The sequence below is a fragment of the Lysobacter sp. 22409 genome (assembly GCF_052045105.1).
Taxonomy (GTDB): Bacteria; Pseudomonadota; Gammaproteobacteria; order Xanthomonadales; family Xanthomonadaceae; genus Lysobacter; species Lysobacter antibioticus_B.
In genome coordinates this window covers 24,464-48,220 of record NZ_JBQEOE010000028.1, presented here as the reverse complement: position 1 = coordinate 48,220, position 23,757 = coordinate 24,464, and the positions used below count along the sequence as shown (strand labels likewise).

18 protein-coding genes and 3 tRNA genes are annotated in these 23,757 nt (G+C 65.3%); 20 read left to right on the top strand and 1 reads right to left on the bottom strand.

Features of this window, described 5'->3' with window-relative positions:
* Positions 1 to 123: 123 nt before the first annotated feature.
* From ppnN to ACTJJK_RS14740, 20 genes are all read left to right on the top strand, one after another.
* Complete coding sequence (gene ppnN / locus ACTJJK_RS14835) at positions 124 to 1,506, top strand: nucleotide 5'-monophosphate nucleosidase PpnN (RefSeq protein WP_031370397.1); 1,383 nt, start codon at positions 124 to 126, stop codon at positions 1,504 to 1,506.
* A gap of 59 nt (positions 1,507 to 1,565) precedes the next feature.
* Positions 1,566 to 1,642 (top strand) — tRNA-Asn (locus ACTJJK_RS14830).
* A 575-nt stretch (positions 1,643 to 2,217) separates the two neighbouring features.
* The gene (locus ACTJJK_RS14825) at positions 2,218 to 2,751 is read left to right on the top strand and encodes a GspH/FimT family pseudopilin (protein WP_161786065.1); all 534 of its coding nucleotides are present in this window, start codon (positions 2,218 to 2,220) and stop codon (positions 2,749 to 2,751) included.
* 20 nt (positions 2,752 to 2,771) lie between these two features.
* The gene (gene pilV, locus ACTJJK_RS14820; protein ID WP_031370395.1) at positions 2,772 to 3,230 is read left to right on the top strand and encodes a type IV pilus modification protein PilV; all 459 of its coding nucleotides are present in this window, start codon (positions 2,772 to 2,774) and stop codon (positions 3,228 to 3,230) included.
* Positions 3,227 to 4,456 carry a PilW family protein gene (locus ACTJJK_RS14815; protein ID WP_031370394.1) on the top strand — a complete coding sequence of 410 codons (1,230 nt, stop codon included), beginning with the start codon at positions 3,227 to 3,229 and terminating at the stop codon, positions 4,454 to 4,456. The genes pilV and ACTJJK_RS14815 overlap by 4 nt, the downstream gene beginning before the upstream one ends.
* An 8-nt stretch (positions 4,457 to 4,464) precedes the next feature.
* Entirely contained in the window at positions 4,465 to 4,977 is a 513-nt protein-coding gene (locus tag ACTJJK_RS14810) for a pilus assembly PilX family protein (protein WP_031370393.1), read from the top strand.
* A gap of 10 nt (positions 4,978 to 4,987) precedes the next feature.
* Positions 4,988 to 8,827 (top strand): pilus assembly protein, encoded by a 3,840-nt coding sequence (locus tag ACTJJK_RS14805; RefSeq protein ID WP_031370392.1) that lies wholly within the window; start codon positions 4,988 to 4,990, stop codon positions 8,825 to 8,827.
* 12 nt (positions 8,828 to 8,839) lie between these two features.
* Positions 8,840 to 9,292 carry a type IV pilin protein gene (locus ACTJJK_RS14800; RefSeq protein WP_031370391.1) on the top strand — a complete coding sequence of 151 codons (453 nt, stop codon included), beginning with the start codon at positions 8,840 to 8,842 and terminating at the stop codon, positions 9,290 to 9,292.
* A gap of 133 nt (positions 9,293 to 9,425) precedes the next feature.
* Complete coding sequence (gene uvrB, locus ACTJJK_RS14795; protein ID WP_223621220.1) at positions 9,426 to 11,456, top strand: excinuclease ABC subunit UvrB; 2,031 nt, start codon at positions 9,426 to 9,428, stop codon at positions 11,454 to 11,456.
* 110 nt (positions 11,457 to 11,566) lie between these two features.
* Positions 11,567 to 11,641, top strand: a tRNA-Val gene (locus ACTJJK_RS14790).
* Positions 11,642 to 11,879: 238 nt separating this feature from the next.
* On the top strand, positions 11,880 to 13,748 hold the full coding sequence (locus ACTJJK_RS14785; RefSeq protein WP_031370389.1) for an acyltransferase family protein: 1,869 nt from the start codon (positions 11,880 to 11,882) through the stop codon (positions 13,746 to 13,748).
* 441 nt (positions 13,749 to 14,189) lie between these two features.
* On the top strand, positions 14,190 to 16,091 hold the full coding sequence (gene thrS, locus ACTJJK_RS14780) for a threonine--tRNA ligase (protein WP_223621219.1): 1,902 nt from the start codon (positions 14,190 to 14,192) through the stop codon (positions 16,089 to 16,091).
* Between the two features lie 79 nt (positions 16,092 to 16,170).
* Positions 16,171 to 16,704 (top strand): translation initiation factor IF-3, encoded by a 534-nt coding sequence (infC, locus tag ACTJJK_RS14775; protein ID WP_200875790.1) that lies wholly within the window; start codon positions 16,171 to 16,173, stop codon positions 16,702 to 16,704.
* A 460-nt stretch (positions 16,705 to 17,164) separates the two neighbouring features.
* Entirely contained in the window at positions 17,165 to 17,362 is a 198-nt protein-coding gene (rpmI, locus tag ACTJJK_RS14770) for a 50S ribosomal protein L35 (protein ID WP_027083463.1), read from the top strand.
* 12 nt (positions 17,363 to 17,374) lie between these two features.
* Entirely contained in the window at positions 17,375 to 17,734 is a 360-nt protein-coding gene (gene rplT / locus ACTJJK_RS14765; protein ID WP_031370386.1) for a 50S ribosomal protein L20, read from the top strand.
* A 389-nt stretch (positions 17,735 to 18,123) separates the two neighbouring features.
* Positions 18,124 to 19,134 carry a phenylalanine--tRNA ligase subunit alpha gene (pheS, locus tag ACTJJK_RS14760; RefSeq protein WP_031370385.1) on the top strand — a complete coding sequence of 337 codons (1,011 nt, stop codon included), beginning with the start codon at positions 18,124 to 18,126 and terminating at the stop codon, positions 19,132 to 19,134.
* Positions 19,135 to 19,257: 123 nt separating this feature from the next.
* On the top strand, positions 19,258 to 21,654 hold the full coding sequence (pheT, locus tag ACTJJK_RS14755; RefSeq protein WP_031370384.1) for a phenylalanine--tRNA ligase subunit beta: 2,397 nt from the start codon (positions 19,258 to 19,260) through the stop codon (positions 21,652 to 21,654).
* Between the two features lie 64 nt (positions 21,655 to 21,718).
* Positions 21,719 to 22,021, top strand: a complete 303-nt coding sequence (locus ACTJJK_RS14750; RefSeq protein WP_031370383.1) for an integration host factor subunit alpha — start codon at positions 21,719 to 21,721, stop codon at positions 22,019 to 22,021.
* Positions 22,014 to 22,370 carry a MerR family transcriptional regulator gene (locus ACTJJK_RS14745; RefSeq protein ID WP_031370382.1) on the top strand — a complete coding sequence of 119 codons (357 nt, stop codon included), beginning with the start codon at positions 22,014 to 22,016 and terminating at the stop codon, positions 22,368 to 22,370. The genes ACTJJK_RS14750 and ACTJJK_RS14745 overlap by 8 nt, the downstream gene beginning before the upstream one ends.
* Positions 22,371 to 22,541: 171 nt before the next feature.
* A tRNA-Pro gene (locus tag ACTJJK_RS14740) sits at positions 22,542 to 22,618 on the top strand.
* Positions 22,619 to 22,692: 74 nt separating this feature from the next.
* On the opposite strand, the gene ACTJJK_RS14735 is transcribed toward ACTJJK_RS14740, so the two are convergent.
* The gene (locus ACTJJK_RS14735) at positions 22,693 to 23,337 is read right to left on the bottom strand and encodes a LacI family DNA-binding transcriptional regulator (RefSeq protein ID WP_440730597.1); all 645 of its coding nucleotides are present in this window, start codon (positions 23,335 to 23,337) and stop codon (positions 22,693 to 22,695) included.
* Positions 23,338 to 23,757: the final 420 nt, after the last annotated feature.

Here is a 23,757-nt window from a genome sequence, read left to right as displayed (position 1 = left end):
GCCGGACAGGGTGGGGCGGCACGGCCGCGGACCGGTCCGGCGGACGGGGCGGCCGCCGCAGCCCGACCCCGAACTGCTAGAGTCCTTTCCCACTAATCGATGAAAAAAGCAGAGAAAAACGCAATGACCGCAACCCCCATAGCGGCCGTCCTGCCGACGGTCAACGCCCGCATCTATCCCAAGGGCGGGCTCGATGTCCTGTCCCGCGACGAGGTCGCGCGCCTGCGCGACGCCTCCACCGGCATGCACGACCTGCTGCGCCGTTGCGCCCTGGCGGTGCTGACCAGCGGCAGCGCCTCCGACGATCCGCGCGCCGCGCGTGAGCTGTATCCCGATTTCGATATCGAAGTGCACCAGCAGGACCGCGGCGTGCGCATCGACCTGCGCCATGCGCCGGCGATGGCCTTCGTCGACGGCGAGATCATCCGCGGCGTCGCCGAACTGCTGTTCGCCGTGGTCCGCGACCTGGCCTATACCGCCATGGAGCTCGACAAGGGCGGTGGCCGCGACCTCGACAGCAGCGACGGCCTCACCGACTCGGTGTTCGGCCTGCTGCGCAACGCGCGCATCCTGCACCCGGCCGACCCTAACCTGGTCGTGTGCTGGGGCGGCCACTCGATCTCGCGCGACGAATACATCTACACCAAGCAAGTCGGCTACGAGCTTGGCCTGCGCGGCCTGGATATCTGCACCGGCTGCGGCCCGGGCGCGATGAAGGGGCCGATGAAGGGCGCCACCATCGCCCACGCCAAGCAGCGCAAGCGCCGCGTGCGCTACATCGGCATCACCGAGCCGGGCATCATCGCCGCCGAGTCGCCGAACCCGATCGTCAACCACCTGGTGATCATGCCGGACATCGAGAAGCGCCTGGAGGCCTTCGTCCGCATGGGCCACGGCATCATCGTGTTCCCGGGCGGCGTCGGCACGGCCGAGGAAATCCTGTACCTGCTGGGCATCCTGCTGCGCGAGGAAAACGCCGAGCTGCCGTTCCCGCTGATCCTGACCGGCCCGACCGCCTCGGCCCCGTATTTCGAGCAGATCGACCGTTTCCTGCGCCTGACCCTGGGCGAGGCGGCGACCTCGCGCTACGAGATTATCGTCGGCGACCCCGAGCGCGTGGCCAAGCGCATGGCCGCCGGCATCCGCCGGGTCCGCGAGAACCGCATCGAGCACAAGGATTCGTTCTTCTTCAACTGGTCGATCGACATCCCGCTGACCTTCCAGAAGCCGTTCATTCCGACCCACGAGGCGATGGCGGCGCTGGACCTGCACCACGGCCGCAAGCCGCACGAACTGGCGGCCGACCTGCGCAGAGCGTTTTCGGGCATCGTCGCCGGCAACGTCAAGGAGGACGGCATGCGCCGCATCGAGGAATTCGGCCCGTTCGAGATCCACGGCGACCACGACATGATGCAGTCGCTGGATGCCTTGCTGCGGGCCTTCGTCGAGCAGCGCCGGATGAAGATCGCCGGTGAATACCGCCCCTGCTACCGCGTCGTGACCTGAGTTAATTTCGCTCCGAAGTGTTGACGAAGGGCGGGGCATTGAGCATCATATGCAGCCCCGCCCGAATAGCTCAGCCGGTTAGAGCACTTGACTGTTAATCAGGGGGTCGTTGGTTCGAGTCCAACTTCGGGCGCCAAATACCGGAAGGCCTCGCAGAAATGCGAGGCCTTTTTTGTTGGTTCGCTTCCTGTGCGGTTCTCCAGGAAAGCCCGGCGTTCAGCGAGCCTGTCGACGAATGCGCCGAAGCTCGGCTCGCAAGTCATCTCGCGACGATCGCGATGGAGTGAGCGCAGATTCGGCGCGTATGCCTCGATGCCTGAGCATGCGATAGACGGCGGAGTGCAGTGTCGCTTCGCCCGTGGGCCGATGCGCTCGGCAAACCGCGCGGTGGTCCGGAAGGAGTCGCCGACCGCTCCGGATGCCGGTCGCACGAAGGGATGAGGCAGGGGCGGCTGTGTCGGCCAACCCTAGGGACCCAGCCGCCACACCGTCCCAAGGCGCTGGCCGAGCCGCCCGGCCCGGCTCGGCCCGTCCGGATTTCGCGCATCGGCTGCCGGGAAGCCGCTTGCGGCGTGACGCAGGTCGGGATATTTCCAGCCCCGAAACCACTGGCCAACCCAGCCCGACCGCTCGTCGGTAGTGTGCCATTTGGGGCCAGGAGCCGCTGTTAGCATCCCTCATGTCCTCTGGGGAAGAGAACCGCTCATGCCAATGCGTCGGGCTGCCGGCTTCACACTGATCGAGCTCATGGTCACGATCGGGATCGCTGCGATCCTGTTGGCCCTGGCGCTGCCTACGTTTACCGAATCGATCCGCTCCAACCGCGTGTCGACGGCGACCAACCAGATGCTGGCGACGATCAATCTTGCCCGCGCGGAGGCTGTGCGCAGCAAGAGTCAATCCTGGGTTTGCCCGAGCAACGACACCAGGACCGATTGCGGGACGAGCTGGGCCGACGGCATGCTGGTGTGGACCGACGAGGACGGCAACGGCGCGCGCACCACGGCGGAAATCAAGCGCGTGATCGAGCCGCAGGAAGGAATCGCTCTCAGCATGGGCACCATCAGCGCGATCGGTTTCGACGACCGCGGGCGCGCGATCGAAAAGAAGCCCACCGGCGCGGTTGTTTCCAATTTTGCTTTCAGCATGAAGGCGGCCACCTGCAAGGTCGGCGCCGGCAACGTGCGTTCGTTCGACATCAACCGCATCGGCCGCGTCAGCGTGACCAAGGGATATTGCCCATGAGCCGTCGACTTTCGCCCGGCATGACGTCCGTGAGGGCGCAGCGCGGCCTCAGTCTGATCGAGGTCCTGATCGCAGTACTTGTGCTGGGATTGGGCTTGCTCGGCCTGGCGATGCTGCAAACGACCAATCTGCGCCTATCGCAGAGCGCAAACCAGCGCACCATCGCGACCAACCTCTCCAGCGATCTGCTCGACGATATCCGTTCGAACCGCCTGCTGGCGGCCAAATACAGCGGGACCTACCTCGCTTCGTCGGCGACCGCGAACGCGAGTTGCGCCAAAATCAATAAGGTGACGCCGGACGACCGCAAGGCGGCCTTCACTTGCCGGATGCGCGAGGCCTTGGGCGAGAGCGGCAAGGCGGTCGTTCAAGTCAACCCCGACAAGACCGTCAGCATCTTAATAACTTGGGACGACGACAAGCGTTGGAGAGGCGTCAGCGGCACTGGAACCGAATTCCTGATGGAGAGCGCACTGTGAGCCGTCGACCGCAACTGGGTTTGTCGCTGATCGAGCTGATGGTGGCTTTGCTGCTGAGCGGCCTGCTGATGCTAGGTCTGGTGGAGATCTTCTCGGCCTCTCGCGCCTCCTACCAGATGGCGCAGGGCCTGGCACGAGCCCAGGAAAGCTCGCGTTTCGCGATCGATGCGCTGCAGCGCGATGCGCGCATGAGCGGGCATTTCGGCTGTGTCTCCGATCAGGCGCACTTCTATGCCGGAAACGGGATGTTTGGGGAACTGTTCCTCAGCGATCGCAGCAATTACACGACTGTCCCCGTCGATCGCCTGCCGCTGCGTTTCGATTACTCGGTACGTGGGTACGAAGCTGCCAATAGTGGGCCCACGGATACCTTGAATCTGTCGGCTAACCCGGTCGAAGGCAGCGCTGGTGACTGGGTGCCCACAGTGGAGAGTCAGTTTTTTGCCGCCTTGAACCCGAAGCCGATCCGCGGCAGCGATATCCTGGTGCTGCGTTTCTTGTCGCCCGAGAGCGCCGAGGTCACGGGCTTTACCACCGGTAATCCCGCGACCATCCGAGTCAATTCGACACAATGGGGCGTGCTGACGAAGGCCGTCGAAAATCCCGGTTTGTTCGGCATCGCAGACTGTCGGTCGGTGGTGCTGTTCCAAGCCAGTGCGCTCGCCGACGTTACCGGCGCCAAGGTCGTTACCGTGGGCAGCAGCGGCGTCAATCAAATCAGTTTCGACGGGTCGGATACGTTCGCTTCCGGCCAGGCGCGTCTGTATCGCGCCGAGAGCCTCGTCTACTACATCGGCTTGAAGGTTCGGCCCGATGGTATGAAGGAACCGACCTTGTTCCGGGCCCGCTTCAACGCGGCCCCGGGTGCCGCGGCGGTATCGCTGGACGGCGGTATCGCGGAGGAAATCGTCGAGAGCGTCGAGAACATGCAGTTGCTGTTTGCGCAGGACGCGATTACCGATCCGGCGCAGCCTCCGACCGGCGTCATCGACGGCGTCCGTACGGCGGCGGGACTCTTGCCGGCCAGCGACAGCAGCGGCGGCTGGCAGCGTGTCGGCGGGATGCAGGTCGGCCTGTTGATCCGCAGCACCGACCCGGCTTCGGCGCAGCAACGCACGACCGCGCCGCGCTCGCTCGGTACCCAGCTGACATTGCCGAACGACCAGCGCTACCGCACCGTGTACGAAACCAATATCGCCTTGCGCAATCGGCTGTACGGAAATTGAGGCCCGCCATGAATACGATCCGTCCTCGACCGTTTACCGGGGCCCGCACTCAGCGGGGCGCGGTGCTGTACGTAGCCTTGATCATGCTGATCCTGCTCGCGTTGATCGGCATCACCGCAATGCAGGTTACCGGACTGCAGGAGCGCATGACCGCCAGCTATCGCTCGACCAATATGGCGTTCCAGAACGCCGAGGGCCGTGCGCGCGGCAAAGAGAGCGACCTGCAGCGCCAGGTGCAGAGCGGCGGCGGCGAGTCCATCGAGTTGGACGAATCGGTCTGCACCGCCGGCTTCGACCCCTCGGCGTGGGCGGAGACGCTCAAGTACGCCAACCCGCTGCCGGCCAAGCTCAGCTATACCCGTCGCATCGACGAGTGCGTCTCCGGCGGCACCGGCATCGGCATGGGCACCGCACCGATCAGCGAAAATACCAATCTGATTTTCCAAGTCACGGCCTACGCCGTGGATCGCGGCGCTAATCCGGGTTCGGACGCCGTCATCGACACCATTTTCGTGCCCTGAGGGTATCGCCATGACTTCCCCGCGCGTATACATCGCCGTTCCGCTCGTGCTGGCGCTTGCCGGCGGCGGCTACTGGCTCTACAACGCCAACGCCATCCAGGCCGGCGGCTCGCTGGCACAGGTGCCGTTGAATTCTTCGATCACGGTGCCGCCGGCCTTCATCATGGCGGTCGACGATTCGGGCTCGATGAGGTTCCAGACCCTGTTCCCGGGCAAGGACGGCGCGGCGTTCTGGGAGAACGATGCGGCGGCGACCAACGGCTATTTCATCGGCACCGGGGCCAGCGCCCGCCCGCGCACTCAGAGCGATAGCTTCGACCTCGACAATTTCCACCACAACATCCCGTCGGCCGGCTACCGCATCGGTACCGCCGAACGCCGCGCGATCGCGCCGATCGATAACTTCGGTTTTGCACGTTCGCCGGACGTCAATCCTGCCTACTTCAATCCGCTGGTGACCTATACGCCTTGGAAGCGGCCAAACGGCGCCAATGAGATCGTCGACTATCCGCAGGCCAGTACGGCCGCTACCCGTGTCGATCCCGACCTCGCCAGCCCGACGATCAGTCTTGCCTCGAATTGGCGTTCGAACGCGACCCGCGACGATTACTTCTATATTCCGCGAGGCACGACCTTGCCTACTGGCACGGTCTATCGGACCTGGCAGGACAATAACTGCGGCGGGCTGACCGGCGGAGGGGCGTGGCGCACGTTGAATTCGGCGTTGACCATGACCGGCAACTGCGAAGTTGCGATGGAGTATTACCCGGCGGTGGTTTATCTCAAGTCTGCTACGGCCGGTGCCGCGTGGGGTTATACCGGCGCTGCTCCAGAGGCGGTGAATGCTTGCGGTAGTGGGTGCAGCCTGTACCGCTATAAGATCCATAAAGATAATTTCTCTTCTCAGACCAAGTTCGACGCGGCGCTGCAGAACTTCGCCAATTGGTTCAGTTTCTACGGCAACCGCAATCGCGCGATGAAAGCCGCAATGACGCAATCTCTCGAGAGGACCGAGAAGATGCGCGTCGGCATGTTCACGATCAACAGCGATCTGGATACGCGAAACTATCCGAAAGTCACCATGCGCGATATGTCGGTCGCGACGGATAAGGCGGCGCTCTATACGACCGATTTGTTGACCTTGAAGGCGGACGGTAATACGCCGAACCGTTGGGCTGTCCAGCATATCGGCGAGCAATTCATGCGCGGAAAGGAGCGGGACCCGCAAGACCCGGACAATCCCCTCAAGGACAAGGCTCCGATCAGGTTCGGCTGCCAGATCAATGCAGGCATGCTGTTCACCGACGGCTACAGCAACGACGGCGGCCCGAGCGTAGGTAGTCTGGATGCCGATATGCCGGCGCCGCTCGCCGACGGCCACGCCGATACGCTGGCGGATATCGCGGCCAAGTATTACAAAGCAAGGTTGCGCAGCGATTTGGGCTTGGGCATGGTGCCGGTGCCTGAGGCCTGCAAGACCACGCCGAACGATCCCAAGCTCGATTGTCGTACCGATCCCCACATGAATTTCTATGGGATCACGCTTGGCGCCAAGGGCGACATCTACGGGAAGACCTACAACCCGGTCACGAACACGCCGGATCCGTACACGCCGGCCGGATACCCTGCCTGGCGCGCCTATCAGAACGACGCCCCGAGCACCGTGGACGAGATCTGGCATGCGACGATGAACGCGCGTGGCAAATTTATCAATGCCAGCACCCCCGCCGACATTACCTCGGCCATGCGCGAGATCCTGGCTTCGGTCGGCGGCGGCGCGACGCCTTCGGGCACGATCGGTCTGAGCGGTTCCCGTGTCGGTAGCAATACCTTATCGGTCGAACCGACTTATGAGTCGGCGAACAGCGGCACCGACTGGTTCAGCCGCTTGACCGCGTATACCGCGCAGAACAATCCCATCACCGGCACCATCACCTTCACCACCAAGTGGGAAGCTGCCAGTCAGATCAATTCGGCGGGTCGTACGGTCAGGTTCGGAACGACCGCGGGCGGCAACGTCAAGCCGACCGTAGTCGATTTCGCCGCGTCCGCATTGGGCGCTACCGATGCCGCGGTACAGACCGCGTTGTGCGCCGATGCATTGCAGAATTGTGCGGGCAAGTTCAACCGTATCGTCGGCGGCGTGACCGGCGCCGAGGCGGTGGCCTACCTGCGCGGCGACAGGGCCAATGACGGCGGCAAGTTGCGCAAGCGTACGACCCTGCTCGGCGACATCGTCAATTCGACTCCGATTATCTCCGCGAAGGGCGACGATTACGGTTATCGCGGCTTGCGCAGCGCGGACGGTGCGACCGGCGACGTGCTGAACTACGCCAATTATTTGACGACCAAGCGCACCAGCACTCGCGAGCCGTTCGTCTATGTCGGCGCGAACGACGGCATGTTCCACGCTTTCGACGGTTCCAACGGTAAGGAGGCTTTCGCCTACATCCCGGCTACGTCGGTGGGCCATATGGGCAATCTGTTGTTCCCTTATGTCGCCGCGGACCGTAACGACCAGGTGTTCCAGCACCGTTACTACGTCGACGGCCTGGTGACGGTATCCGACGCGCACGACGGCAGTGCCTGGAAGACCGTGGTGGCAGCCAGTGTCGGCGCCGGTGGCCGTGGCGTGTTCGCACTGGATGTGACGAACCAGACCTCCTTGAACGTGCTGTGGGAGATCAACGACAAGGTTAGCGACGCCAACGGCGGCAAGGACATCGGCAGCGTGCTCGGCAAGATCGCGATCGTGCCGGTCAAGGAAGCCGGCGGTGCGATCAAGTGGAAGGCGATCTTCGGCAACGGTTACGACAGCGTCAACGGCAAGGCCGTGCTGTTCCTGGTCGACATCGCCGACGGCAAGGTGACCCGGATCACCGCCACCGAGACCAGCGGTACCCTGCCGACCCGGACTAAGAATGGTCTCGGCAATGTCGTCGTGATCGACCGCTATCAAGGTACCGGTACCACTCAGGTTCGCGACGGTTTCGCAGACACCGTGTATGCCGGCGATCTCAACGGTGCGGTCTGGAAGTTCGACCTGCGCGACAATTCGGTCGCCCTCGGCGGCAAGCCGCTGTTCATCGCGCGCTACAAGGACGACTATGCCTTGCGCCAGCCGATCCTCGGCGGCCTCGAAGTCACCACGGTCGGCAACGACGTCATGGTGCTGTTCGGTACCGGCAGCTTCTCGTTCAGCGACGACCCCAGCGACAAGGCGATGCAGAGCGTTTACGGCATTATCGACCGGGGCGCGGTCGTCGCCGGCCGCAGCGAATTGCAGGCGCAGTTCATCAAAGAGGAGAGGGACTCCTCTGGTGCGATGCTGCGCTATATGACGGACAGTCGTCTGGATGCCACCAAGAAGGGGTGGTACATCAATCTCGGCGTGGACAGCGCGGGCACCGGCAATCCGGTCGCGAAAGGCGAGCGCTTCATTGGCAATCCACGCCTGCAGAACGGCATCTTGTTCTTCCCGACCTACGATCCGAACAGCGCCGACGGTTGTTCGACCGACGGCAACAACTGGCTGTACGGCTTGGATGCACTCAGCGGCGCGGGCGGTTTGGCCAATGCGCGCGTCGGCTCGGCGACTGGCAATCGTTTCGGCGACAAGGTCGGCGCGGTCAAGCTGAAGGGCCAGGCGAGCGGCAAGGGTTCGGCGCCGGTCAAGGACATCGCAGTGGTGGCGACGCCTAAGACCGATATCCTGCCGGTTACTGCGACCGACGAGCAGATCGCTCAAGCGGTTGCTTCGAAGTGCTCGGTGATGGTGCAGACCTCCGGGTCACAGCCTATCTATCTGCCCCGACCCTGCGGCCGCCAGTCCTGGCGCCAGATCCGATAACGAGGAACCGACATGAAGCAGCAGTTTGCGAAAGCGGCACAGCGCCTGCAGCGGGGTTTCACGCTGATCGAGTTGATGGTCGTGGTGGCCATCGTCGCCATCCTGGCCGGCATCGCGGTGCCGGCCTATCAGGACAGCGTGCGCAAGAGCCGTCGCGGCCAAGCCAAGGCCGACTTGGCCGAAGCGGCTCAGGCAATGGAACGTTTCTACACGATGCGAAATACCTATGTCGGAGCGGATTTGGCCGTGATCGGCGCACCGACCAAGTCTCCACAAGGGGCGGATACGCCCCAATACACGATTTCTTTGAACGGGGCGCCCAGCGCCAGTGCATTCAGCTTACAGGCCGTGCCGAGCGCCAGTACCGGCCAGGACAAGGACAAGTGCGGCACACTCGGGCTTACCAATACCGGTGTGAAAACGCCAAACGATGCTCCGCGGAAAGAATGCTGGAACCTGAATTGATCTTCGAGTGCCGGTAGTTCGGACGCCCTCGAAGGCCCGCTCCTGGAGCGGGCCTTCGCCGTTGGGGGCACCGGTCGCACCCGCTGCGACCGACTTGGCTAAACTGGACGACTCGCAACGCTCGGGTCGCATGATGGACGACAGTCAGCAGTCCCCCGGTTTCCAGCTGGTCGCGCCTTATTCGCCCGCGGGCGATCAGCCGCAGGCCATCGAGCGCCTGATCCAGGGGTTCGACAACGGCCTGGCCCAGCAGACCCTGCTCGGCGTGACCGGCTCGGGCAAGACCTATACGGTCGCCAACGTGATCCAGGCGGTGCAGAAGCCGACCCTGGTCATGGCCCCGAACAAGACCCTCGCCGCGCAGCTGTACGGCGAGTTCAAGGCGTTCTTTCCGCACAACGCGGTCGAGTACTTCGTCAGCTACTACGATTACTACCAGCCCGAGGCCTACGTGCCCTCGAGCGACACCTTCATCGAGAAGGACAGCTCGGTCAACGAGCACATCGAGCAGATGCGCCTGTCGGCGACCAAGGCCCTGCTCGAGCGGCGCGACGCGATCATCGTCTGCACCGTGTCGGCGATCTACGGCCTCGGCGACCCGAACGAATACTTCCGCATGGTCCTGCACATGGTCCGTGGCGAGCGTATCGACCAGCGCGAGCTGATCCGTCGCCTCACCGAAATGCAGTACACCCGCAACGACACCGAGCTGCGCCGTGCGACCTACCGCGTGCGCGGCGAGGTCATCGACGTGCACCCGGCCGAAAGCGACTCGGAGGCCCTGCGGGTCGAGCTGTTCGACGGCGAGATCGAGAACCTGACCCTGTTCGACCCGCTGACCGGCGAAACCTTGAGCAAGGTCCCGCGGTACACGATCTATCCCGGCTCGCATTACGTGACGACGCGGCGCACGGTGCTCGATGCGATCGAAACGATCAAGGACGAGCTGCGCGAACGGCTGGAGCTGCTCTACGCCCAGAACCGGTTGGTCGAAGCCCAGCGCTTGGCCCAGCGCACCCAGTTCGACCTGGAGATGCTGGCCGAGGTCGGCTATTGCAACGGCATCGAGAACTACTCGCGGCACTTGAGCGGGCACATGCCGGGCGAACCGCCGCCGTGCCTGTTCGATTATCTGCCGCCGGACGCTCTGCTGGTCATCGACGAGTCCCACGTGACCATTCCGCAGATCGGCGCGATGTATAAAGGCGACCGCTCGCGCAAGGAAACCCTGGTCGAGTTCGGTTTCCGCCTGCCGTCGGCGCTCGACAATCGGCCCTTGAAGTTCGAAGAGTGGGAAGGCCGCTCGCCGCGCTCGATCTTCGTCTCGGCGACGCCGGGGCCGTACGAGCTGCGCAAGTCGGAAGGGCAGGTGACCGAACTGGTCGTGCGCCCGACCGGCTTGATCGATCCCCAGGTCGAGATCCGCCCGGTCGCGACCCAGGTCGACGACGTGCTCGGCGAGATTCGCGAGCGGGTCGCGATGGGCGACCGCGTGCTGATCACCACCCTGACCAAGCGGATGTCGGAGAACCTCACCGAGTATCTCGCCGAGCACGGGGTCAAGGTGCGCTACCTGCATTCGGATATCGACACCGTCGAGCGCGTCGAGATCATCCGCGACCTGCGCCTGGGCAAGTTCGACGTGCTGGTCGGCATCAACCTGCTGCGCGAGGGCTTGGACATGCCCGAGGTATCGCTGGTAGCGATCCTCGACGCGGACAAGGAAGGCTTCCTGCGTTCGGCCGGTTCGCTGATCCAGACCATCGGCCGCGCCGCGCGCAACCTGCGCGGCAAGGCGATCCTGTACGCCGATCGCGTCACCAACTCGATGCAGAAGGCGATCGAGGAGACCGACCGCCGTCGCCACAAGCAGGTCGAGTACAACACCGAGCACGGCATCACCCCAAAGTCGGTCAGCAAGACCATCGTCGACGTCATGGAAGGCGCGCGCGTCGATCCGGACGGCCTCAAAGCCCGCGGCAAGGGGCGCAAGGTCGCCGACGAGGCCGCCGATTACGCCGCGCTCAGCCCGTCCCAGTTCGCCGCCCGGATCAAGGCCCTGGAGCAGCAGATGTACCAGCACGCCCGCGATCTGGAGTTCGAGGAGGCCGCGGCGGTGCGCGACCAGTTGCGCCGGCTCAAGGACGCCGGGTTCGCGGCATGAGGGCGGCCTGCTCGGCCGAAACGAAAAACGGTTGCTCGCCGTCGCAGGCTGGGCTACACTGCGCGCCCCTCGCCGGGGAGTTTGCAGAAGGTTTCGGGCAATACGGCGACGGGCGGTTAGCTCAGCGGTAGAGCACTACCTTGACATGGTAGGGGTCACAGGTTCGAACCCTGTACCGCCCACCAATTCGGTGACGAAAGGCCCGGCGCAAGCCGGGCCTTTCTGTTTTTTGGCGCGGCCGGGCGTGCGGCGATAGGATGTGTGCGCCACGCATTGCCGCGTGGCTCATGGGGAATCCGGCCGGCCGGTCTGGCCGTGGCAATCGCGAAACTCGGGAGCTCCGGCGCGGTCCGGGGCGGGGCTGGTCATGGCGAATTCGACGAACTGATGGGTATGAGAGCGGATCGCCATCCGGGTCCGGGCATGCCGGCCTATCGTCCGGAAATCGATGGTCTGCGTGCGATCGCGGTGATCGGCGTAGTGCTCTATCACGCCGGGGTGCCGCTGCTCGACAACGGCTTCGTCGGAGTCGATATCTTTTTCGCGATATCGGGTTACCTGATCACCCGCCTGTTGTTGCGCGAATGGGACGAGCGGAAGCGCCTGGATTTTCTCGGATTCTATGCGCGCAGAGCGCGGCGGCTGCTGCCGGCGCTGATCGTCGTATGCATCGCGACCGTCGTCGCGACGGCGCTGTATGTGCCATCTCCGGACGATCAGCGCACCGTGGCGCAATCGGGCGCGGCCAGCTTGCTCTTCGTCGGGAATTTCTTCTTCCAGTCGCGAACCGGCGGCTACTTCGACGCCGACTCCGGCGCCATGCCTTTGCTGCATTTGTGGTCGCTGGGCGTGGAGGAGCAGTTCTACCTGCTTTGGCCGCTGCTGTTGCTGGGCCTGCTGCGGCTGCGGCGGCCGTGGATGATCGCACTGACCTTGTGCCTGGCGACGGCCTCCTTGGTCGCGGCCGAGCGCCTCATCGGCGCCGGCAACGACGCGGCCTTCTATCAGATGCCGACGCGATTCTGGGAGCTGGCGGCCGGCGGTCTGGTCGCGATGTCGCCGATGCGAACGGGCAGGGGAGCGCTGCTTGCCTGTTACGCGGGCGTGGCCCTGGCGGTGATCTCGTTGTTCGTGGCGTTTCTGCCGGGGCGCTTCCCTGGGCTCGGCGCGCTGCCCGCCGTCGCCGGCGCAGCCTTGATCCTGTGGAGCATCCATGTCGATGGCCGTTTGGGGGCTGCGGGTGCCCTGTTGCGCGCACGCCCGATGGTATTCGTCGGCTTGATCTCGTATTCGCTGTACCTGTGGCATTGGCCGTTGTTGGCGATCGCCAAGGCTGGAAGCATCGGAGCGATGTCGCCCGAGCTGAAGGCAGGGCTGGTCTTCGCCGCCATCGTCTTGGCCTGGCTCAGTTATCGCTGGATCGAACGGCCCTTTCGCGGCATGGTCGGCGCCGGCCCGGTCCGGACGATTAGTGCAGGTACTGCGATATCGGCCGCGCTCGCCATGGGGCTATTAGGGTTAGTCGGCTATATCGATAACGGCAAGGGCGCCGGTGCGCGCGCGTCGCGCGACCGCCCCGAGAATATGGCGACTTGCCATGCCAGCAGTTCGTCGCCGGTGCCGGCGGCTCCCGATCCGGTGTGCGCCTCGTCCGGCGAGGCGATCGATACGGTGATATGGGGCGATTCTCATGCCTTGGCATGGCAGCCGTTCGCCTGGGAGATCGCCGATCGCGCCGCCATCAACATCACTCGCGATTCTTGCGGTCCGGCATTGGGGTTCGCCGGCGTCAAGGGATACGAGTCGAAGGCGCCGGCTTGCGAGGCCTCGAATCGAATGGCGCTGGCGTATCTCGGGCGGTCCCGGCCGCACACGTTGATCGTCGCCGCGCGATGGTCGTCGTTCCTCGGCGATGCGCGCGCGGCGGAATTCGAGAGCGCGTTCATGAAAACCATGGCGATCGCGAGCGGGCTGGCCGAGCGCGTTTTGATCATGGGCCCGACTCCCGAGCTCGCCGCACGCGCGCAGCAGTGCATCGATCTCGGCAAGCTGCAATCCTGCGCCGAACCCAGGGCGCACTATGCGGCGCGCACCAAGCGGTCGCGCAGGTTGCTCTATGCCGTGGCGGCGACTTACCCGAACGTGCAGGTGGTCGACCCGGAGGCCTACTTCTGCAGCGCAGAGTCCTGCGGCGTCCTGCGAGACGGGTTCTCGCTGTATTGGGACGACGACCATATTTCCTCCACGGCGGCACGCCGCTTCGCGGAGCAGTGGCAGGATTCCCGGCGTTGATTCACCGGCGCCGGCCCGGCTGGGCTCGGATCTGCTGAGCCGGCCGGCCTGTCGCCGTTGACTTGGCTGCCCGCGTCCCCAACTATTGCTGTCTGGATCGGCACTGGGCCGTTCCCGAACCCGAGGTGGCCCGCGCGAACCGCCGGCCTAGCGTGCGACATGGACACTACCCGCGCCCATCGCTGAATCGCCCGAGGCCCCGCAGATGCAGGCGCCTTCGTGGCGCTTTTTTCTTGCCGCCGGCTTGTCGGCGTCTCCACTGGCGCTGCCCGATCCGGGGTTGCCCGTCGGGCGATCCCACCGGTTTCGCCGCTCCCCGCTGTTTGTTTCGCACCGACTCCCGATTCCGGGTCGCTGCCGCCGCCGCAGATCCGCCCTCGCAAGGGGCGCTGCCGGCTGGGGCGGTCACTCACCAACGCTCGAGCCTACGAAGACCCCGCCATGATCGCCATTACGCTCCCCGACGGCAGCCGCCGCGAATTCGAACATCCCGTGTCCGTCATGGACGTCGCCGCCTCGATCGGCGCCGGCCTGGCCAAGGCCACCGTGGCCGGCGAGGTCGACGGCAAGTTGGTCGACGCCAGCGACCGCATCGATCACGACGCCAAGCTGCGCATCATCACCCCCAAGGACCCGGAAGGCGTCGAGATCATCCGCCATTCCTGCGCCCACCTGGTCGGGCACGCGGTCAAGCAGCTGTACCCGACCGCCAAGATGGTGATCGGCCCGGTCATCGACGAAGGCTTCTATTACGACATCTGGTACGAGCGTCCGTTCACGCCCGAGGACCTGGCCGCGATCGAGCAGCGCATGGTCCAGCTGATCGACAAGGATTACGACGTGATCAAGAAGGTCACGCCGCGCGAGGAGGTCATCTCGGTGTTCCAGTCGCGCGGCGAGGACTACAAGCTGCGCCTGGTCGAGGACATGCCCGACGAGCAGGCGATGGGCCTGTACTACCACGAGGAATACGTCGACATGTGCCGCGGCCCGCACGTGCCGAACACGCGTTTCCTCAAGGCCTTCAAGCTGACCCGCATTTCCGGCGCGTACTGGCGCGGCGACTCCAAGAACGAGCAGTTGCAGCGCGTCTACGGCACTGCCTGGGCCGACAAGAAGCAGCTGGCGGCCTACATCCAGCGTATCGAGGAAGCCGAGAAGCGCGACCATCGCCGCATCGGCAAGCAGCAGGACCTGTTCCACCTGCAGGAAGAGGCGCCGGGCCTGGTGTTCTGGCACCCGAAGGGCTGGTCGATCTGGCAGGTCGTCGAGCAGTACATGCGCCGCGTCTACCGCGACAGCGGCTACGGCGAAGTGCGTTGCCCGCAGATCCTCGACGTGTCGCTGTGGCAGAAGTCCGGCCACTGGGACAACTACAAGGAGAACATGTTCTTCACCGAGTCGGAGAAGCGCACCTACGCGGTCAAGCCGATGAACTGCCCGGGCCACGTCCAGGTGTTCAACCAGGGCCTGCACAGCTACCGCGACCTGCCGATCCGCTACGGCGAGTTCGGCTCCTGCCATCGCAACGAGCCCTCCGGCGCGCTGCACGGCATCCTGCGCGTGCGCGGCTTCACCCAGGACGACGGCCACGTGTTCTGCCTGGAAGACCAGATCGAGTCCGAGGTCACCGCGTTCCACCGCCAGGCCCTGGCGGTGTACGGCGATTTCGGCTTCGAGGACATCCAGATCAAGATCGCCCTGCGCCCGGACTCGCGCCTGGGCGACGACGCCACCTGGGACAAGGCCGAGGCGGCCCTGCGCAGCGCCCTGGGCGCCTGCGGGGTCGAATGGCAGGAACTGCCGGGCGAGGGCGCCTTCTACGGCCCCAAGATCGAATACCACCTCAAGGACGCGATCGGCCGGACCTGGCAGCTGGGCACGATGCAGGTCGACTTCATGATGCCGGGCCGGCTGGGCGCGGAATACGTCGACGAGAACAGCCAGCGCCGCACCCCGGTCATGCTGCACCGGGCCATCGTCGGCTCGATGGAGCGTTTCATCGGCATCCTGATCGAGCACCACGCCGGCCAGTTCCCGGCCTGGCTGGCCCCGGTTCAGGCCACCGTGATGAACATCACCGACGCCCAGGCCGATTATGTGGACGAAGTCCGGAAACTCCTTGCAAATCAAGGGTTCCGGGTCCAGTCGGATTTGCGGAACGAAAAGATCGGCTATAAGATTCGCGAGCACACGCTGCAGCGCGTGCCGTACCTGCTTGTGGCCGGCGACCGCGAGAAGGACAATGGCATGATTGCGGTGCGTACGCGGGGTGGGGAGGACCTGGGGACGATGACCGTCGCCGAGTTCGCTTCGCGTTTGAACGGCGAGAACGTCGGCTAACCGCGCGCAGCTCGTACAGATCCCGTCCCGGTCCGAGCCCGGGACGGCCCGATGCGCAAACAGCGTATCCACTTTGGAGATTGCAACAATCAGTACCCCCGAGAAGCCGAATCGTAAGAACAACGAGATCCGCGTACCGCGCGTACGCGTGATCGGCAGCGATGGCGAAATGATCGGCGTGCTTACGCGCGACGAAGCCTTGCGCATGGCCGAGGACGAGGCGCTGGATCTTGTCGAGATTCAGCCGAATGCCGATCCGCCGGTCTGCCGCATCATGGACTTCGGCAAGTACAAGTTCGAACTGCAGAAGAAGGCCAATGCGGCCAAAAAGAAGCAGAAGCAGGTCGAAATCAAGGAACTCAAGTTCCGTCCGGTGACCGACGAAGGCGACTACCAGATCAAGCTGCGCAACATGCGCCGTTTTCTGGAAGAGGGCGACAAGGTCAAGGTCAACATCCGTTTCCGTGGCCGCGAGATGAGCCATCAGGAACTCGGTCGCGAGATGGCGGCCCGGATCGAGGCCGACCTGGGCGAGGACATCGTCGTCGAGTCGCGTCCGCGACTGGAAGGGCGGCAGATGGTCATGATGATCGCGCCGAAGAAAAAGCAGTAAGCCTGCACAGGGCCGCGAAAGCGGCCCTTCTTCGTAGCGCCGCGAACCGGCGCTGCGAACCGTGTCGATCGCCCCCGCACAGCGGCTGCGGCGCTCGCCGCACGACGGCCCGCATCGACGGCCGCATCGAAGATCGGGCCGCGGGCCGGCGCGGAGGTTTCGCGCATTCGGCCCTGGCCGGGCCCCGTCCCGGCCCTGTGGCCAGGCATCGCCGGCCTGCCGGCCCGGCCGCGAACCGAGCCTCGTAAGCCGCTGATTTGCGTAAGCTTCCGGCCTCGCGCATACTATGCGGCCCGGTTCGCCGGGGTTGTTGTATGCAGCATCACGGACCTGTCGTAGATTCGTTTCAGATCAACGACTTACAAGCCGGCAAGGGCAGGACGGAAAGAGTGGCCAGCGCATTGCGCGCATCGGTGCCACCGCCCAGGCCAGTGACATAAACCTCCGAAAGGACATCGCAATGCCCAAGATCAAGACCAATCGGGCGGCAGCCAAGCGCTTCCGGAAGACCGCTTCCGGCAAGTACAAGTGCGGCCACGCCAACAAGAGCCACATCCTCACCAAGAAAGCGACCAAGCGTAAGCGCAACCTGCGGCAGACGAACCACGTTCGTGCCGAGGACGCTGGCCGTCTGGACCGCATGCTTCCGTATTTGTGAGGAGAATAGAAAATGGCACGAGTTAAGCGTGGTGTAACGGCACGAGCCCGTCACAAGAAAATCCTGAAGCAGGCCAAGGGCTACTACAACGCCCGCCGCAAGGTCTTCCGCGTCGCCAAGCAGGCGGTCACGAAGGCTCTGCAGTACGCCTACATCGGTCGTAAGCAGAAGAAGCGCAATTTCCGTTCGCTGTGGATCACCCGCATCAATGCGGCGGCCCGCATCAACGGCTTGAGCTACAGCCGTTTCATCAACGGCATGCTGAAGGCCGGCATCACCCTCGACCGTAAGGTGCTGGCGGATATCGCCGTGCACGACGCGAAGGGTTTTGCGGCGCTGGCCGAAAAGGCGAAGAGCGCGCTCGCGGCGTAACCTGCTTCATTCCCCGTCCGAGCCGAGTGCCGATGCACGAGGTTCGCGACGTGGGCACAAGGTTAAGGCATGGGGAAGGGCGCAAGTCCTTCCCCATTGTCGTTTCTGGGCCCCGTTCCCAGGCCCTGCTTTCGGATCCATCGTCGGATTCCGCGGCGGGTTTCCGGCGGGGTCGTTCGATCCGGTCGCTACCGCGGTTTGTTCGCGGCAACGGCAGGCTGCTGTACCGCTCGTCGCTCGGTCAAAGCCGAATCCATCCGTTCTTGCGGTCGCCGCGCTTCGGTTCCCGACAGCGCCACCGCCAGCGGGGTCCGGTTGTTCGCCGCAGCGACGGTCCGAGGACGATGCCCGGCGACATCCGCGTCGGGCGCTAAGAGATTGGAAAGGCGATGAGTGGAATCGAAGCACTGACCCGACAGGCGCTGGACGAGATCGCCGCGGCGGCGTCTTCCGATGCGATCGAAGCGCTGCGCGTTTCGTTGCTCGGCAAGTCCGGCAGCGTCACCGCCCAGCTCAAGCAGCTCGGCACCCTGCCGGCCGAAGAACGCAAGGCTGCCGGCGAAGCGATCAACAAGGCGCGCGACGCGCTGACCGCCGCATTGGGCGAGCGCAAGATCGCGCTCGACGATGCCGCGCTCGATGCGCGGCTGGCGTCGGAAACCATCGACGTGACCCTGCCCGGCGTCGACGCCGCGCGCGGCGGCCTGCACCCGGTCAGCCGCACCATGGAGCGCATGGCGGACATCTTCGGCCGCCTCGGTTTCGAGCTCGCCGACGGTCCCGAGATCGAGGACGACTGGCATAACTTCGAAGCCCTGAACTTCCCGCCGCATCACCCGGCGCGGGCGATGCACGACACGTTCTATTTCGCACCCGACGAGGCCGGCGTCGCGCGCCTGTTGCGCACCCATACCTCGGGCATGCAGGTGCGCTACATGCTGCAGAACAAACCGCCGCTGCGCATGATCGCGCTCGGCAAGGTGTATCGCAGCGACAGCGACCAGACCCACACGCCGATGTTCCACCAGTGCGAAGGCCTGTTGATCGACGAACACTCCAGCTTCGCCGACCTCAAGGGCACCCTGGCCGAATTCGTGCGCGCGTTCTTCGAGCGCGATTTCGAGATGCGCTTCCGCCCGAGCTATTTCCCCTTCACCGAGCCCTCGGCCGAAGTCGACATCGCCTGGCAGCAGCCCGACGGCAGCACCCGCTGGCTGGAAGTGCTGGGCTGCGGCATGGTCCATCCGAACGTGCTGCGCAATGTCGGCATCGACCCGGAGCGCTACACCGGCTATGCCTTCGGCATGGGCGTGGAGCGCCTGACCATGCTGCGCTACGGCGTCGACGACCTGCGCAGTTTCTTCGAGAACGATGTCAGGTTTCTCAAGCAGTTTGCTTGAGGCGGGAATCGGGAATGGGGAATAGGGAATCGTAAGAGCGAGAGCTCCGATTCCCACACTCCCACCCCGACCCGCGTAGCGCCGTCCGATTCCCCATTCCCTATTCCCGATTCCCGGCCTCCCATGAAATTCTCCGAAAACTGGCTGCGTCAGCATGTGCCGACCACCGCCACGCGTGAGCAGCTCGCTGCGACGTTGACCGCGATCGGCCTCGAAGTCGAAGAAGTCGTCGCCCTGGGCGAATCGCTGGACGGCGTGGTCGTCGCCCGCATCGTCAGCGCCGAGAAGCATCCCGAAGCCGACCGCCTGCAGGTCTGCCAGGTCGATACCGGCCACGGCATCGTGCAGATCGTCTGCGGCGCGCCCAATGCGCGCGCCGGCCTGATCGCGCCCTTGGCCACGGTGGGCGCCTCGCTGCCCGGCGGCCTGGCGATCAAGGCGGCCAAGCTGCGCGGCGTCGAGTCCTTCGGCATGTTGTGTTCGGCCAAGGAACTCGGCGTCGACCCGGATGCTTCGGGCCTGCTCGAACTGCCGTCCGACGCCCCGGTCGGCACGCCGCTGGCGCAATATCTCGCGCTGCCCGATGCCAGCATCGAGATCAAGCTGACCCCGAACCGCGCCGATTGCTTCAGCGTGCGCGGCATCGCTTACGACGTCGCCGCGGCCACCAGCAGTGCGGTGAGCCCGTTGCAGGTCGCGCCGATCGAGGCCGCCATCGCCGCGAGCCTGCAGGTCGAGCTCGACGCCGGCGCCGACGTGCCGCGCTATTGCGGCCGCGTGATCGAAGGCCTCGACGCGACCACGCCGACCCCGGTGTGGATGGCCGAGCGCCTGCGCCGCAGCGGCGTGCGTCCGGTCTCGCTGCTGGTCGACGTCACCCAGTACGTGATGCTCGAAATCGGCCAGCCCATGCATGCCTTCGACCGCGACACCCTGCAGGGGCCGGTCGGCGTGCGCCATGCCCGTGCCGGCGAGACCACCCAGTTGCTCAACGGCCAGACCGTGAGCCTCGACGAGTCGTTCCTGGCGATCACCGACGGCAGCGGCGACGCGCAGCGCGTAATCGCCCTCGGCGGCATCATGGGCGGCTTCGACAGCCGGGTCACCGATGCGACCCGCAACGTGTTCCTGGAGGCCGCGCATTTCGCCCCGGCCGCGATCATTGGCCGCGGCCGCAAGCTCGGCCTGCACACCGATGCCGGCCACCGTTTCGAGCGCGGCGTCGATCCCGAGTTGCCGCGCATCGCCATCGAATACGCGACCCGTCTGATCCTCGACATCGCCGGCGGCACCCCGGGGCCGCTGAGCGAGTCGGCGCTGCCGGAGCATTTGCCGCATCCGCAACCGGTCAGGCTGCGACGCGCGCGCCTGGCGCGTGTGCTGGGGCTGACCGTGGCCGACGCCGAAGTCGAGCGCATCCTCGGTGCGCTCGGCCTGACCGTCGAAGCCAGCGACGACGGCTGGCGGGTGACGCCGCCGAGCCGACGCTTCGATATCGCGATCGAGGAAGACCTGATCGAGGAAATCGCCCGCATCCACGGTTACGACCGGATCCCGACCACCTTGCCGGCCGGTTCCGCGCGCCTGGTCGCTCCGAGCGAGACCCGCGTCGATGCCGCGACCGTGCGCCGCCAGTTGGCCGCGCGCGATTATCTGGAAGCAGTCAACTACGCCTTCGTCGACGCCGCCTGGCTGGCGCTGTGGCAGGCCGGCGAGGGCGCGGTGCCGCTGGCCAACCCGCTCAGCGCCGAACTCGGCGTGATGCGCACCCTGCTGCTGCCGGGGCTGGTCGCAGCCCTGGCCCGCAACGCCTCGCGCCAGCAGGCGCGCGTGCGCCTGTTCGAGCTCGGCAACGTGTTCCGTGCCAATCCGGCCGCTTCGCCGCTGGAAACCCAGCGCATCGCCGCGGCGGTCTGCGGCGATGTCCAGGCCGAGCAATGGGGCGCCAGCGCGCGCCCGGTCGGTTTCCACGACCTGCGCGGCGACCTCGACAGCCTGGCCGCTGCCGCCGGTGCGCGCCTGGACTACCGTCCGTCGCAGCAGCCCTGGGCCCACCCGGGCCGCTCGGCCGATGTCTACCGGGTCGACGGCGGCGCCGAGCGCCGCCTGGGCTGGATCGGCCAGCTGCATCCGCGTCTGCTCAAGGCGCTGGACCTCGATCAGGACGTGGTCGCCTTCGAGCTGGACCTGGCGCCGCTGGTCGAGCGCGCCATCCCCAGGGCCGCGGCCTTGTCCAAGTACCCCTCGGTGCGCCGCGATCGGGCCTTCATCGTCGCCGAATCGGTGGCGTGGTCGGCCATCCAGGCCACCGTTCAGGCGGCCGCCGGCCCCAGCCTGCGCGAGCTGGTCCTGTTCGACCGCTACCAGGGCAAGGGCGTGGAAACCGGATTCAAGAGTCTCGCTATGGGCTTGATTCTGCAGGATGAATCGCGCACCCTGACCGATCGGGATGTGGACGCGGTCGTGGCCGAAGTGACGGCAGCGGTGGAACGCGAACACGGCGCCCGGTTGCGCACGTGAGTACTCGCGAGGCGTGTGGCGATTGCGGCTCCGGTCCCAGCCCGGGCGTCGCGCAGAGGACAAAATGGCACTAACGAAAGCGGAAATGGCGGAGCGGTTGTTCGACGAAGTCGGGCTGAACAAGCGCGAGGCCAAGGAGTTCGTCGACGCATTCTTCGATGCGTTGCGCGAGGCTCTGGAGCAGGGACGGCAGGTCAAGCTGTCGGGGTTCGGCAATTTCGATCTGCGCCGCAAGAACCAGCGGCCCGGTCGCAACCCGAAGACCGGCGAGGAGATCCCGATTTCGGCGCGTACGGTGGTGACCTTCCGTCCGGGCCAGAAACTGAAGGAACGCGTCGAAGCCTACAGCGGAGGCGAGCATGCTTGACCCGGGCAGTAACCGAGAACTTCCGCCGATCCCGGCGAAGCGCTACTTCACCATCGGTGAGGTCAGCGAGCTGTGCGACGTCAAGCCGCACGTGCTGCGTTACTGGGAGACCGAGTTTCCCACGCTCAATCCGGTCAAGCGCCGCGGCAACCGCCGCTACTACCAGCGCCACGAGGTGTTGATGGTGCGCCAGATCCGCGGCCTGCTGTACGAGCAGGGCTATACGATCGGCGGTGCGCGCCTGCGCCTGGAAGGCGACTCGGCGAAGGACGAATCGGCGCTGAGCTCGCAGATCGTCAAGCAGGTGCGCATGGAGCTAGAAGAAGTCCTGCAACTGCTGCGCCGCTGAAGGGCCGCCGGGATTCGGGCATCGGGAGTGGGGGATCGGACGCGGCACCGCGGTCCATCGATTCTCCACTCCCGATTCCCCATTGCCGGCGGCAACGGCTATACTTGCCGCCCGTTCGCAAGAGCGGATTTCGCGAGAACGGATTTCTCGGGAAAAGATCTAGCAACACGTCGGGGCGTAGCGCAGCCTGGTAGCGCATCTGCCTGGGGGGCAGAGGGTCGTCGGTTCAAATCCGGCCGTCCCGACCACTAGATTCTAAAGACCGGCTGCCTCACGCAGGGCGCGCGGTCCTCCATCCCAGCGGGATGGACGCTGCCGATATTCATCGGCGTTCGAGGCCAAGGCCTTTCCCAGACTCAACGTCCTGCCGGGTAACGATGCCGGAGCTATCGCATGTCCGCGCTCCGCCGTATGGCGAATGCGGCCGAGCGCACGCGTTTTGTGCCGGGGCATGGGCGGGTGACGGTCGAGCTTGGGTTGAACTCCTGGCCAGCCGGCCTTCGAACGGGTTCCCTACGCGTCGCAGAGGCAGGCGCTGGGAGGTCGGCTTCTGTCCCTCGTGGGCGAGCAGCGCTTTTGCGACCAACAGGCGGCCTGCCTGGACCGGGTCTTGGCGGACGGTCGAGAGTGTGGGGCGGGTGTAGGTGGAGATCTCGACGTCGTCGTAGCCGACCACCGCCACATCCTCGGGAATGCGCAGGCCGTGGCGCTTCAGCCTGCGCATCGCGCCGATCGCGAGCATGTCGCTGGCGGCATTGGCCGGCATCGAGCGAGCGCGCCGACGGCCGGGCGCGGCGTGCCGGGCATGCTGGGTCAGGCTGATCATCATCAGGCGGGTTTCGGCATTCACGCGCGCGCCGCCGTTCGAAGTGCGCGAAACCGTCGAAATCGAAACACCGGCCTTCTTGGCGATGTCTTCCAGGCGCAATTTCTTGTCCCCTGGCGCGGCATCGTCGGAGTGATTCAAGGACGGAGTCTGCGGCGCGGAGAGGGCAGCGCGGCGGTTCGACGGCAGCGATCGCAGTCCGGCGACTGCGTTGTACCGCGCCCACGAACGAAGCGACGGGCCGTGGCCGCATTCGCGCGTCCGTCGGCTGCGTCAAAGTGTGTGTTTGCGCAAGCGGATTGTGCGCTTGCAGCAATTCGCCGCCGTGTGCCGGTGAGCGTGGCCGTCCTTTGCCCGACAAGCTCCGGCCGTTGTGGCAGCGGATGCAAGCACGAGTGCGCCCGCATCCGCCGCAGATGCCGGGCCCCGATTCGACGCTTGCGCGAATTGCCAGACGGACCACGACTGGGGGCCAAACGTTTGATTCGGCATAAGAAACCAAGGGCGATGCGGGATTCCTGCAGCGCTGTGCTGCTGCGCGAGCGCGGATCGATCTTGGCC